The 13567-nt window shown below is 61.1% G+C and carries 9 protein-coding genes; 2 read left to right on the top strand and 7 right to left on the bottom strand.

Annotated elements, in window-relative coordinates; translation table 11 throughout:
• The first annotated feature begins 70 nt into the window (after positions 1 to 70).
• Positions 71 to 5548 carry a hypothetical protein gene (locus tag ACIPZG_RS11105; protein WP_400713469.1) on the top strand — a complete coding sequence of 1826 codons (5478 nt, stop codon included), beginning with the start codon at positions 71 to 73 and terminating at the stop codon, positions 5546 to 5548.
• A 46-nt stretch (positions 5549 to 5594) separates the two neighbouring features.
• On the opposite strand, the gene ACIPZG_RS11110 is transcribed toward ACIPZG_RS11105, so the two are convergent.
• The 7 genes from ACIPZG_RS11110 to ACIPZG_RS11140 all read right to left on the bottom strand — a co-directional run bounded on the left by ACIPZG_RS11110 (position 5595) and on the right by ACIPZG_RS11140 (position 12078).
• On the bottom strand, positions 5595 to 5810 hold the full coding sequence (locus ACIPZG_RS11110; protein ID WP_008095172.1) for a molybdopterin-binding protein: 216 nt from the start codon (positions 5808 to 5810) through the stop codon (positions 5595 to 5597).
• Positions 5811 to 5844: 34 nt separating this feature from the next.
• Positions 5845 to 6657, bottom strand: a complete 813-nt coding sequence (gene ssuB, locus ACIPZG_RS11115) for an aliphatic sulfonates ABC transporter ATP-binding protein (protein ID WP_400713471.1) — start codon at positions 6655 to 6657, stop codon at positions 5845 to 5847.
• The gene (gene ssuC / locus ACIPZG_RS11120; protein WP_008095167.1) at positions 6654 to 7451 is read right to left on the bottom strand and encodes an aliphatic sulfonate ABC transporter permease SsuC; all 798 of its coding nucleotides are present in this window, start codon (positions 7449 to 7451) and stop codon (positions 6654 to 6656) included. Before ssuC ends, ssuB begins: the two co-directional genes overlap by 4 nt.
• A 10-nt stretch (positions 7452 to 7461) precedes the next feature.
• Positions 7462 to 8610, bottom strand: coding sequence for an FMNH2-dependent alkanesulfonate monooxygenase (gene ssuD / locus ACIPZG_RS11125; protein WP_400713474.1), 1149 nt, complete (start codon positions 8608 to 8610; stop codon positions 7462 to 7464).
• A gap of 60 nt (positions 8611 to 8670) precedes the next feature.
• A complete protein-coding gene (locus ACIPZG_RS11130; RefSeq protein ID WP_400713477.1) occupies positions 8671 to 9636 on the bottom strand; it encodes a sulfonate ABC transporter substrate-binding protein in 966 nt (321 codons plus the stop codon).
• A 306-nt stretch (positions 9637 to 9942) separates the two neighbouring features.
• Positions 9943 to 10581, bottom strand: a complete 639-nt coding sequence (locus ACIPZG_RS11135; protein ID WP_400638770.1) for a peroxiredoxin — start codon at positions 10579 to 10581, stop codon at positions 9943 to 9945.
• A gap of 165 nt (positions 10582 to 10746) precedes the next feature.
• Positions 10747 to 12078 (bottom strand): OprD family outer membrane porin, encoded by a 1332-nt coding sequence (locus tag ACIPZG_RS11140; protein WP_400713480.1) that lies wholly within the window; start codon positions 12076 to 12078, stop codon positions 10747 to 10749.
• Between the two features lie 502 nt (positions 12079 to 12580).
• Between ACIPZG_RS11140 and tauA the strand changes: the two genes are divergently transcribed.
• The gene (gene tauA, locus ACIPZG_RS11145) at positions 12581 to 13552 is read left to right on the top strand and encodes a taurine ABC transporter substrate-binding protein (protein ID WP_400713483.1); all 972 of its coding nucleotides are present in this window, start codon (positions 12581 to 12583) and stop codon (positions 13550 to 13552) included.
• Positions 13553 to 13567: the final 15 nt, after the last annotated feature.

The following is a 13567-nucleotide window of genomic DNA, read 5'->3' on the forward strand; positions in this document are numbered from 1 at the left end:
ACCGGGCAACACTCGGCAACCGTTTCAATGAGGCATCTGCAACCGTGCAACCTCAAAGAGACCATTGCCCATGCCCACTCCCGAAAGCAGTCAAATCGCCAACGTCCAGGCATTAGCGCTAACCGATTCGGATACTGTCGAGCAACAGCTGGCCGGCAGGAGTAATCTGCTGGAGGCTGCCAAGCCAGCATTGCAGCAGGCTACCAAAGAGCTGCGCCGGCTGCTGGCTGGCGCCCCCACCTTGCAGCATGCGCTGCGTGCCACCTTGCACGCCCACCTCGACACCGACCCCGAAGCCTGCGGCCTGCGCCACGATGGCCGGCAAGTGACCCTGCTGACCTTCGCCGCTCGCCTGCTTGCCAGCCCGGCGCTCGGCAATGCCTTCTCCGCGTGGTCCACCTGGGGCTTCGACGACTCGACGCAACGCTCTGAATGGACCGCTACAGACTGGATCATCGACCTCAACCCGGTCGTGAATGCGCTAAGCCTGCAGGCCGACCGCAAGTACTGGGAAGGTCGAATGCCCGGTACCGCCATCTCGCGGCAAAAACACGCAAGTGGCTTGCTGCGCCAACACTTCCTGAGCAGCCTGGATATCGCGTTCGGCATCGGCAAGCTGGGGATCGACACCTGGACCCAAGGCCGAGGACCTGAGCTCAGCCACGCGCAACTGCAATGGCGACTGCCGACCGGAACCCTGCTGACCAGTACCGTTGCACTGGCGCTGGCGCCGCAACCCGGTGATTCACGTTGGCTGATCTATATACCGGGTATCAACAACGCCATCCTGCGCTTCGACGGCCTTGAGCCTATGCGCGACTGGATTCTGCTCAATCGTTCCTGGTTCTGGTCGGACCCAAGGTCGCCCATCGCCACCGGCACACGCGACAACGTGATCGTCACCCAGATTGAAGCCGATGGCTTCAACGCGCTGCTGGAAGACCATGTACGACAATGCCAGGCAATTTCCGACCACCTGCTGGTCCAGGCCTGTGAGAAAAGTGAAACCGACCCGCTGGACTGGAGCGACTTGCAGCACTGGGAGGCCAAGCGCAGTTCGATCATTCTGGAAACCCTCCCGCCCACGACAGAAGCTGACATCGAGGCCGTGACCGCGACTGATACTGCAATGGCGCAAGAGGAGGTCCACTTCGCCCATCTGGCGCAATACCTGCCATCGGCCTGGCGGCAGGAACAGATCGCGCAACAGGAGACGCTGCTGAAGCAGTACCTGGAGGAGGAAACAACACCTGCCTCGACCAAGTTCACCCTGTTGCGAGAATGCCAGGAACAGCTGGACCAGTTGCAGGACGAACTGGACCTCCTGCTGCTTGAACTACCCGATCAGGTAACCTCGGCGCAGCTGCAGGTGCTCAAGGCAGAAGAAACGCTGGAAGAGCAGATCAGCGAAAAGCTGTGCCAGGCCCTGCTGAAGGAGGCGGGTTTGCAGAGCACCCTGGGTGAACTTTCGGCCACTCACCTGGGGTGGATCGAGAAGCTCGTCGACAGACCTGAGCCTAGTCTCCTGCGCCCGGTGCAAGCCAGTACCCTCACACTGGTCGCTGGTGATCACTCGTGGCAGCTGTGCGGCTACATGGCGTTTCGCGCCACCCCCGACGATGACGAAACCCAGGATGACTCGCTGCTGCTCTACCGGCCCGGCCAACGCGGCGGGCTCATGGCCTTCGATGACGAGTGGCAGCTTGCCCGGAAACTGGTGACCACGCTCCAGGGAGCATGGCCCGACGCCCCGCTGGAGTCTGTCGTTGCGTCAGACCATGTAAAGCTGCTCGACGCCTTGCCCAGCTCAACTGCGGTCACGTTAGAGCATACCCCTATACTTTCGCATTTCATGCGCGATTGCGTGAAAGCTGTCGTCGCTGCCCTGCCTGACGTTGCGACCCGGGAGCAAACCAGGCAACGCCTGTGCATCAGCGAAAACCGCGCCAGGGCACTGGCCATGGCACGCTTCGCGGAGCAAAACCGTACTGACCATATCCAGCAACTGTTGGCGCTGCTGCAGCACCTTGACCGCGAACAGCGGGCCGAACTTGCCACACAAATAGAAGCATTGCAGGCATCACTGCACGCATCGGGCAAATGGCTCAAAGACCTGCCTGAGCAGCAAACATTCTCGCGAACCATGCTGCACCAGCATTTGCGCAACGCATTCACGGTGCAGGCGCTGCCGAAGATCATCCTCGACATCGCCGACAGCGTCACCGTCGAGAAGGAAATTACCGGGCAATCGGGCTTCATCGGGGCCGGTTCCAGAGACAAGCCGGTCTACAGCAAGGCACGCCGTGATGTTGTTCTGGAAAAAATCATGCTTTGGGCGCTGGATGATGATCGGCGCTTGCTGTTGGAAAACGCCAATGTGAAGTTCGAACCCGCAGACAACAGCCTGCTGCAGGCTTCCGTAACGCCGTCCTACATCGCCGAGCTGATTGAGCAGTTGGACGTGGCCGGCAGCTATGAAAGGCGTATCGTCGATATGTTCCAGGGCGCCAAGGATGCCTCGGACTGGGAAGTCCAACTGTGCCAGGAAACCCTTCGTGCGCCCTATGAGAATTGCTTGAAGGTGCTAGTGATGAGCAGGCCGACCAGCCTGCGCGTCAATGGCCAGCAAATGCTGGAAAGATTCTGCCAGGAACAGGTCGATTTCTTGGCTCCCAGAACCCTCGCATACCATACCGTCATGCTCAGACCTGGCACGGCAGCGGACGGCACGAACCATAGCGTAGGGCTTTCGGACACTTATGTGATCAAGGGCCACACCGGCCCCGTATTGCTCTACCTACCGAACGCCCCCGTGGCGCAGGTCATCAGCCAATACGAAAACGCAGAGGAGGCCTGCGAGGCGCTGCAGCGCATGGCGGTAGACGGCAAGATGGCCCAGTTTCTGGCGCTGCAGGCTGACGCTGGCGACCCGGCCCAGCTTGAAGGCTACATCAAGACTGCGCTGACAGAGGGTTTCCACACGTTCATCGTGCTCGGCCCGGCACACACCGACCCCATGCCCACGCATCAGTATCGGCTCGACATGGGCGAGCGCATCCGCAATCACCGCGCCACCTCACGTAGCCAGGCCGACCTGACGCTGTCGGCACCGGGCACCTTCGATCATCATTTTTTCATGGGGTTGAAACTGGCGCTCTGCTTCCTGCCTGGCGCGGGAACGGCAATCGCGGCATACGATGGCTGGCATGCCGCGAACGCCGCAGTCCGAGCCTTTGGCCGTGGCGACGCGGAGGAAGGGCTCCAGCACCTGGTCAGCGTGCTGCAGTCCTTGACCGACGCCATCCTTTCGCTCGCACCACTGGCTGCCACTACCATACCCGCGCCCTCGGCACGCCAGTTGACGCTCCGGCGCCAGCGGGTCGACCCGCTTCGCCCGATGGGTGGGATTCGCAAGCAGCGGCCTAACCCATTCACCGGATACGAGGCCGAACCACCGATGGGGTCGCTACAGCCCTCCACCCATGCGAAAGGCACAGGTGTGCTCAAGCTTGCAGGAACCGAACAGCACTACATTTCGCGAAACAACATCTGGTATGCCGTGGAGTGGGACTCGACCTACGCGACCTGGAGGCTCAAACCACAAGGCTCCCGCGCCTACCGTCAGGCAGTGCAGTTCAGTGAGTCGGGCACTTGGGAAACACCTGGCAGGCTCACCGGCCTGCTGGTCGAAAACGGCCTAGCAGGCGGCGGCGGTGTGCTTACCAGCCTCTATGACCACGGTATTGCGATCTGGCGCACTGCACTTCGCCGGCAGCCGCCACAATTGACCGGGCTGGAACTGGCGCACGACATAAACGACGAGCTCAAGCGCATCGTTGTACGCATGAAGGCAAAGCAGACTGCCTACCGGTCTGCCATGCAGCCCTACATCGATGGACAAGAACTGACCACCTCGCAAAGTGTCGCCATTGCCAATGCCCGTCAGCAACTGAGCGCAGAGCTCAACCTGAACATCGATTTCAACGCCCGCAGCATTGCGCGCCTCAAGGAGCAACGTGCAACGCTGAACAGGGCGGACTACACCAGGTTCGTTGCCCTGTGCGAGGAAAACATCAATGAAATGAGTGTCCTCGACATGAACCTGGCGGCCGGACGTTTCCTCATGGCCAAAGATCGTGTGCTGCAGGCAGCCGAAGCTATCCGGGCACTGCCTGGGGAGGCGGCTCCCGCCTCAGTGGTCAAGCGCCTGGCGCAAGACATGCAGTCGGCGAACCAAGAGCTGGCCGACACCTTGGAGGTGGTCGAGCGCATCGCCATTCGCCACCACAACCGGCGCAAGCAGCTGCAGGGCAACGTACTGACCAGGTACCAAACCAACGCCGATGCCTCGGGTTTGATGTTTGATGAGGCTGGCGCACAACTTGCTCGGGCATCGATTCTCTCAACGACCTTGTTCAACGCCAGCGCTGTCGAGCATGTGCACCTGGGCATCTTCATGGAGCTTTTCCACGATCAGGGCGTTGCCCTGCGCAGCAAGCTATATAGCCATATCGCATTGCCCAAGGCGGGCCTCACCCGTGCTCAGGATCGGCATTTCCTGAACAGTGCTCAAAGGCATTACCAGAGTTATCTCAACCAACTCACTGCCTGGGAAGACACGTTCCAAACCCTGATCGTAAAAGACCGAGCTGACGCGTTCCGCCAACTCATGGCTAAATTGATCAAGGGTATCGACGACAACCTCACCAACGTTGTCCAACGCCCCACCATCAAACCCGATCGCGGCCCCAGCCGCCCGCGCCTGTTCGAAACGGTGGAGGGACCACTGATCGGCAGCGAGTTCAGCGATCAAGGGCAGATACGCATGCGTATCAACCAACCCTATTCGGAACAGGCGCATACCACCTACGCCAAGAACGGGGCGGAAAAATGGCAGGTCATCCGGCCCGCACGCACGGCCACGACGCAGTCATTGCCGGAACTTGTGGACATTGCGACAGCTCGACTGAGCGACCTTCCCAGGCAACAGGCCAGGTTGCCCCAATACAAAACACCGGATGTGATCCCCATTGATCTTGAAGACATCGCACAGGGCTACGCGCAGCAATTGCGTCACCTTGCAAAAAGGATCCGAGAGAACGCTGGCCCATCGATCACCCCTGAGCATGATGCCTTGGTCAATAGGCTGGGCTCGAACGCCGACGAAATGGACGCACTGGGGCGCAGGCTGCGCATCGAGCAAACCAAGGCGACCGGCAGGCCCTCAGTCTGGCACTTGGATTACCTGCTGGAACAGGAGGAAGTTGAAATAGTCTGGTCGCGTATTCTGAAACCGAAAGTGGATCGCAAAGGTAAACCTATCGAATACCTGGAAGAGTATCGGGTGGATGACAAGCGGACCAAGCAGCCTGTCTGGTATGCCCACTTCCACTTCAAACAACGACCGACTCAGGGCTTTACACGGCTGGAGGCAGGCCATTTGAAGCGGCCCAGCGAGCGAGACCTCGGTGCTGGCGCCTGGCGAGGCAGCCTGAGTGAAGCACAAGCCACCAGGATGTTCGGCAATCTGCGTCCGGCCAGCGACTGAGGCTGCACCCGCGCCTGGGCTGCACCGCAACCCAGGCACTCGCGGCTTACAGCTTGGCGATGGACACTTCAGTCGACTTCACAAAGGCAATCACCTCGCTGCCCACCTGCAGCTCCAGCTCCTTCACCGAACGCGTGGTAATCACCGACGTGACGATGCCCGAGGCCGTCTGCACGTCGATTTCCGACAGCACCGGGCCTTCGAGGATTTCCTTCACGGTGCCTTTGAACTGGTTACGTACGTTGATCGCTTTGATAGTCATGGCTTGATTCCTTCTCTTTGGCTTCAGTCTGGTTTCAGTGCGCCCAACGCAGTTGCGTGGGCAAAGGGGCTATAGGGTCCGGCTCGGGCGGTGTGCCCGGGGCCGACAGAACACGGTTGAGCACTTCGCTTTCCAGCGCGGCCAGGCGGTGCGAACCCCGCGCCCTTGGCCGTGCCAGCTCGACATTGAGATCCAGGCCGACTTCACCGTCCTCGATCAGAATCACCCGGTCGGCCACCGCAACGGCTTCATTGACGTCATGGGTGACCAGCAGCACGGTGAAGCCGTGCTGACGCCACAGGCGTTCGATCAGTTGCTGCATTTCGATCCGGGTCAGCGCATCCAGCGCCCCCAGCGGCTCATCCAGCAGCAACAGGCGCGGCTGGTGGATCAGTGCGCGGGCCAGGGCCACACGCTGCTTCTGGCCACCCGACAGCGCCGCCGGCCACTCATTGGCGCGGTCAGCCAGGCCGACCGCCTCCAGGGCATCCAGCGCACGCTGGCGCCAGTCACCACGCAGGCCCAGGCCAACGTTGTCGATCACCTTCCGCCAGGGCAGCAGACGTGCGTCCTGGAACATCAAGCGGGTGTCCTCACGGGCATCGGCCAGTGGTGCGGCACCGGCCAGCAATTCACCGGCGCTCGGCTGGTCGAGCCCGGCCAGCAGGCGCAGCAAGGTGCTCTTGCCGCAGCCGCTGCGGCCGACGATGGCGACGAACTGGCCGGCCGGAATGTGCAGGTCGATTCCGCGCAGCACTTCGCGCTGACCGAAGGTCTTGCGCAGGCCGTTGCACGCCAGCGGGATGCCCCGCAACAGGCGCGGCGGTTGTTCCTTGAGCACGGTCATGCGCCCTCCTTCTTCGCCACTTGGTAGGCGGGGTGCCAGCGCAGCCACACACGTTCCAGGCCGCGGGCGGCGAGGTCGGCGAGCTTGCCGAGCACGGCATACAACACGATCGCCAGGACCACGACGTCGGTTTGCAGGAATTCACGGGCATTCATTGCCAGGTAGCCGATGCCGGCATTGGCTGAAATGGTTTCGGCGACGATCAGGGTCAACCACATGAAGCCCAGGGCGAACCGCACCCCGACCAGGATCGACGGCAGCGCACCTGGCAGGATCACCTGGCGAAACAGCCCGAAGCCCGACAGGCCGTAGCTGCGCGCCATCTCCACCAGCGCCGGGTCAACGTTGCGGATGCCGTGGTAGGTGTTCAGGTAGATCGGGAACAACGTGCCAAGGGCGACCAGGAAGATCTTCGCCGACTCATCGATACCGAACCACAGGATCACCAGCGGGATCAGCGCCAGGTGCGGCACGTTGCGGATCATCTGCACCGAGCTGTCGAGGAGGCGTTCGCCCCAGTTCGACAGGCCAGTGATGAAGCCCAGCACCAGGCCGATGCTGCCACCGATCAGGAAGCCCAGGCCGGCACGCCAGCCACTGATGGCCAGGTGTGACCAGATCTCGCCACTGCGCACCAGCTCGACACCTGCGCTGACCACCGCACTCGGCGCCGGCAGGATGCGCGTGGACAGCCAGCCTGCGCTGACCGCCAGCTGCCAGACCGCCAGCAGCGCCAGCGGCAGTGCCCACGGCGCCAGGCGCTGGGTCAGGGTGGAGGACGTTGCACGACTCATGGTCCTGTCCTCAGCTCTGCGACACGGACTTGGGCAGGATGTCGTTGGCCACCATCTCGCCGAACGGGCTCACGTAGCCGCCGGTTTTCGGCGGCTCCGGGCGCTGCACGTCGAGGTGCGGGAACAGCAGTTCGGCGACGCGGTATGACTCTTCCAGGTGCGGGTAACCCGAGAAGATGAAGGTATCGATGCCCAGCTCGGCGTATTCCTTGACCCGCGCCGCAACGGTCGGGCCATCGCCTACCAGTGCGGTACCGGCGCCGCCACGTACCAGGCCTACACCGGCCCACAGGTTGGGGCTGACTTCCAGGTTGTCGCGGTTGCCACCGTGCAAGGCCGCCATGCGCTGCTGGCCGACCGAGTCGAAGCGCGCCAGCGAGGCCTGGGCACGGGAGATGGTGTCATCGTCCAGGTGCGAGATCAGGCGTTCGGCAGCGGCCCAGGCTTCTTCATTGGTTTCGCGCACGATCACGTGCAGGCGGATACCGAAGCGCACTTCGCGGCCCTGGGCGGCGGCTTTTTCGCGCACCTGGGCGATTTTCTCGGCAACCGCGGCGGGCGGCTCGCCCCAGGTCAGGTACAGCTCGACCTGCTCGGCAGCCAGGTCCTGGGCAGCTTCGGACGAGCCACCGAAGTACAGCGGCGGACGTGGCTGTTGAATCGGTGGATAGAGCAGCTTGGCGCCCTTCACCTGGATGTGCTTGCCGTCGTAGTCGACGTTTTCGCCTTCCAGCACCTTGCGCCAGATGCGGGTGAATTCGACCGACGCTTCATAGCGTTCCTGGTGGTTCAGGTGCAGGCCATCACCGGCCAGCTCGTCCGGGTCGCCACCGGTTACCAGGTTGAACAACGCACGGCCGTTGGACAGGCGGTCCAGGGTGGCGGCCTGGCGCGCGGCCACGGTCGGCGAAATGATGCCGGGTCGCAGGGCGACCAGGAATTTCAGGCGCTGGGTCACAGGAATCAGCGACGCCGCCACCAGCCAGGAATCCTCGCAGGAGCGCCCGGTAGGGATCAGCACACCACCAAAGCCAAGGCGGTCGGCGGCCTGTGCAATCTGCTGCAGGTAACCGTGATCGACCGCGCGGGCGCCGTCGGAAGTGCCCAGGTACTTGCCGTCACCGTGGGTCGGGAGGAACCAGAAAATGTTAAGGCTCATTGGAGTTGTCTCCTCAAGGGTGGCTCAGGCCGGAGCGGCGCCCCGGCGCAGGCGAATCAATCAAGGCGCGCTGGCGACCTTGGCCGGGGGTGTCCAGATCACGTCCTTGATGCTCAGCGGCTTGGGAATCAGCTTGAGCGCCTGGAAGGTGTCGGCGATTTTCTGTTGTGCAGCCACGACTTCAGGGGTCAGCGGGGCGGCACCGTAGCCTTGGCGCTTGACCGAAGTCAGGGTGATGTCGGCGGGCAGACCGAGCAGCGGCGAAACCTGGTCGGTCACCTGCTGTGGGTTGGCCTGGGACCATTCACCCACGGCGCGTACCTCTTCGATCAGGGTGTTGATCACAGCCGGGTGCTGGGTCGCGTAGTTGCGGGTGGCCAGGTAGAACTGGTGGTTGTCGACCAGGCCCTTGCCATCACGCAGGGTGCGAGCCTGCAGCTGTTGCTCGGCGGCGGCCTGGTACGGGTCCCAGATCACCCAGGCATCGACACTGCCACGCTCGAAGGCGGCGCGAGCGTCGGCAGGTGGCAGGTACACCGGCTGGATATCGCTGTAGGTGAGGCCGGCGTCCTGCAGGGCGCGGACCAGCAGGTAGTGGACATTGGAGCCTTTGTTGAAGGCGACTTTCTTGCCTTTGAGCTCTTTAACCGACTGGATCGGCGAACCCTTCGGCACGAGAATGGCCTCGCTGTGCGGCGCAGGCGGCTCATAAGCAACGTAGAGCAGATCGGCACCGGCGGCCTGGGCAAACACGGGCGGGGTCTCGCCGGTGACACCGAAGTCGATGGAGCCGACGTTCAGCCCTTCGAGCAGCTGAGGGCCTCCGGGGAATTCGGTCCACTGCACCTGTACGCCCTGCTCGGCCAGGCGCTTTTCCAGCGTGCCTTTGGCCTTGAGCAGCACCAGGGTGCCGTATTTCTGGTAACCGATACGCAGGCTCTCGGCCTGGGCTTGGGTAATGGCGCCGAAGGACACAGCCGCCGCAAACAGGGCGACCAGACCACGACGCAAGAAGACTGTGCGCATGGCGCTCTCCTGTGCGATTGGGTTCGGGTTGCACCTGCTTGCCTCGTTGGCGGGCGAGTAAGGTGATACAGCGGTAGGACGGGGATCAAACGATCTGTGGAAGTGACAGTACCAGCGTTCTCATATACCTAGAAATCATATTTTTTCATTTGTTTATTCCATTTTTGCCTTTCTATTATCAAGGGCCTCATCGCCGCCTGAGGGCGCCGGCTTGCCGGCGATGAGGCCCTGGCTGGCATAAAAAAGGGCCGTCGAAACGGCCCGAATATCCCTGCTATGGCTAAGAGCAATGCAACGAGGAATGCGTCAGCGGTTAGGTTGCGGGGTCAGCCGCAGATAGGGTTTGACCGCCCGATAACCTTTGGGGAAGCGCTGCTTGATTTCGTCCTCGTCCTTCAGCGAAGGCACGATCACCACCTCGTCGCCGTCCTGCCAGTTACCTGGCGTTGCGACCTTGTGGTTGTCGGTCAGTTGCAGCGAGTCGATGACCCGCAGGATTTCATTGAAATTGCGCCCGGTACTGGCTGGATAGGTGATGGTCAGGCGCACTTTCTTGTTCGGGTCGATGACGAACAGCGAGCGCACCGTCAGGGTGTCGCTGGCGTTCGGGTGGATCAGGTCGTACAGGTCGGACACCTTGCGGTCGGCGTCGGCGATGATTGGGAAATTGACCACCGTGTTCTGGGTTTCATTGATGTCATCGATCCAGCGGTGGTGGGAGTCGACCGGGTCCACCGAGAGGGCGATCGCCTTGACCCCACGCTTGGCGAAATCGTCCTTGAGCTTGGCGGTCAGGCCCAGCTCGGTGGTGCACACCGGAGTGAAGTCGGCTGGGTGGGAGAACAGCACACCCCAGCTGCTGCCCAGCCATTCGTGGAAGCGAATCTTGCCTTCGCTGGAGTCCTGTTCGAAATCCGGGGCGATGTCGCCGAGTTTGAGGCTCATGGGGTGCGGCTCCTGTGCTGTGTTCTGGCCTTGTGGGGTTCAATGTGCCTGCATCCTGATCAAAATAAAAAGAATAAATACTGATTTACTTATAACCATACGGCATACGGAATTGCAGGCACAAAAAAGCCTCGCACTAGGCGAGGCTTTTCGATCAGCTACGGCTTACAGGAAGTTGTAAGTGTAGTTGAAGATCAGACGGGTCTGATCCTTGTCGGCCGGCGCTTGGCCTTCACCGCGGTAGACACCATGACGCAGGCTGGCGCCCAGACCTTTGAGGGTGCCTTCCTGGATCACGTAGTCGATACGGGCATCACGTTCCCACTCGTGGTAGGTGCCGTTGCCGGAAGTATTGCGGATATCGGTACCACGCAGGTACGCAATGGAAGCCTTCAGGCCAGGCGCGCCAATGCGGGCGAAGTCATAGCTGTACTGACCGAAGGTGGTGTTGGTGCCGGCACGGGCGAACTGGTTGATCATGCTGTCGGTGAACAGGTAGAAGCTTGCACCGCCAGCACCTTCCAGGTTGCCATTGCCGTCTTCGACGTTACCTTGGTTCAGCCAGACGAAACCACCGTCATCGCTGACCTGTTGGTGGCCGAGCATCAACGCATGGCCACCCAGGGCGTAGGTGAACATGGCAGACCAGGTCTTGTTGTCGATCTCGCCAGCATGCTTGGCATAACCGCCGTTGTTGTTGAAGAAGTACTCGCCGCCGTCACCGTTCTTGCCGTCGCTGCTGCTGTCAAAATAGCGCAGGTCAGTCTTGAACGAAGAGTCGTCGGAAATCTTGTAGACGTGGGTCGCACCCAGGAAGTGCTGCTTGTAGAAGTCCTTCAGGTTCGAGTAGTAGTACTGCAGGGTCAGGTCCGGGGTGAGCTTGTAGTCCAGACCGCCGTAGTAGAACTTGTTGCTGTCGACTGCGGAACCTGCGACAGACAGGCCAGTACGGTTGCTCGAAGCACGGCCCATGGCGTGAGTCAACTGACCGGCGTTCAGGGTCAGGTTGTCGATTTCCTTGCTCTGGATGGTGCCGCCTTCGAAGGTCTGCGGCAGCAGACGGCCATCGTTGGCTACCAGAATCGGCAGGTTCGGCGCCAGGGCGCTACCGAAGTGAGCTTCCGTCTTGGAGAAGCGAGCCTTGGCGTTACCGCCAATGCGTGCCCAGTCGTGGACGGCGGAGCCATCGGAGTCACTAGGGAAGAAGGTGTTGTTGGCATCCGGACGGCTGCCACGACCGCCATCCAGATGAATACCCCACAGCGCCTGGATATCGACGCCGAAACCAACGGTGCCTTCAGTGAAGCCGGACAGGTAGTCGAGCTTGAAGCCCTGACCGGTTTCGTTCTGGTCAGCGCCGCCTTCACGGTTATCGTCGTTGAAGTACATGGTGCGCGAGCTCAGCGCCAGTTTGCTGTCTTCAACGAAACCTGCAGCAGCTGCTTGTTGGGCGAAAACCCCCAGTGCCACGGCCAGAGCCAGGCTGGACTTGTACATGTTTTGCTCCTCTACGTTCTAATTCTTGTGTATCTCTGGCGGCGGGATCTGCTGCCCCGCTCACCGTGGATGGGCGATTTAGTCCCAAAGCGTGACCAATAAGTCAATCGTTTCTAAACGTTTCGCGACTTTGGTCTAAGGACATCTCCTGCGCTACAGGATAATGACAATTCTATAAATCCAAAATGACTGTTTTATGAATTTGTAAGACCTTTAAGGAATATCAATGAAACCTTCACTGCGAAAAGTTGTATCGACGCCGTCAATCATACCTTTAGGTTATGTGCAAACGTTTGCTGACCCGCTACGCGCCAAGCCACCTTATGACGAGGGATCAAAGGCTAGCAGCGGTCCAGTGATCTGCCAGTCGTCATCTTCGACACCTTCCGTGGGTTAAAGCGTTTGGCTCCTAAGCTAATTCTAAAAAGTTATTTATTTTTGATTTCTTAGATCATCTAGTCTTCTCGCCATCAAAGCCCAATTGCCTGACGAGAGGTTCACCATGATCCCGCATGCCCCGCTGCGCCTGTTCGCCGCCCTGTCTCTCGCCAGCGCCAGCGGGTTGGCCCAGGCCGCCGACCTCACGGTCGCCTACCAGACCACCGTTGACCCGGCCAAGGTGGCTCAAGTCGATGGTGCCTATGAAAAAGCCAGCAAGGCCGACATCGCCTGGCGCAAATTCGACAACGGCGCCGATGTCATCACGGCGGTGGCCAGCGGCGACGTGCAGATCGGCTACCTGGGTTCAAGCCCACTGGCCGCAGCCGCCACCCGCAAGCTGCCGGTCGAAACCTTCCTGATCGCCACCCAGATTGGCGCCGGCGAAGCACTGGTCGCCCGTGACAGCATCAAGACGCCACAAGACCTGATCGGTAAGAAAGTCGCCGTGCCGTTCGTGTCCACCGGCCACTACAGCCTGCTGGCCGCGCTGAAAAGCTGGAACATCGACCCGTCCAAGGTGCAGATCCTCAACCTTGCGCCACCGGCGATCATCGCCGCCTGGAAGCGCGGCGACATCGACGCCACCTACGTCTGGGACCCGGCCCTGGGTGTGGCCAAGGAAAACGGCAAGGTGCTCATCACCTCGGGCGAACTGGCCAACAAAGGCGCACCGACCTTCGACGCCTGGATCGTGCGCAAGGACTTCGCCGACAAGCACCCGGACGTGGTCAAAGCCTTCGCCAAGGTCACCCTCGACGCCTACGCCGACTACCGCAAAGACCCCAAAGCCTGGCTGGCCAACCAAGGCAACGTGGCCAAGCTGGTGAAGCTGTCCGGCGCCAAGGCCAGCGACATCCCGGTGCTGCTGGAAGGCAACGTCTACCCGCTGGCCGCCGACCAGGCCAATGCCCTGGGCGCCCCGACCACCAAGGCGTTGACCGACACCGCCACGTTCCTCAAGCAACAAGGCAAGGTCGACGCGGTACTGCCGGACTACTCGCCCTACGTCAGCGCCAAATTCCTGCCTAACTGAACCTGATCCGGAGCC

Source organism: Pseudomonas sp. NPDC089395 (assembly GCF_044749525.1).
GTDB lineage: Bacteria > Pseudomonadota > Gammaproteobacteria > Pseudomonadales > Pseudomonadaceae > Aquipseudomonas.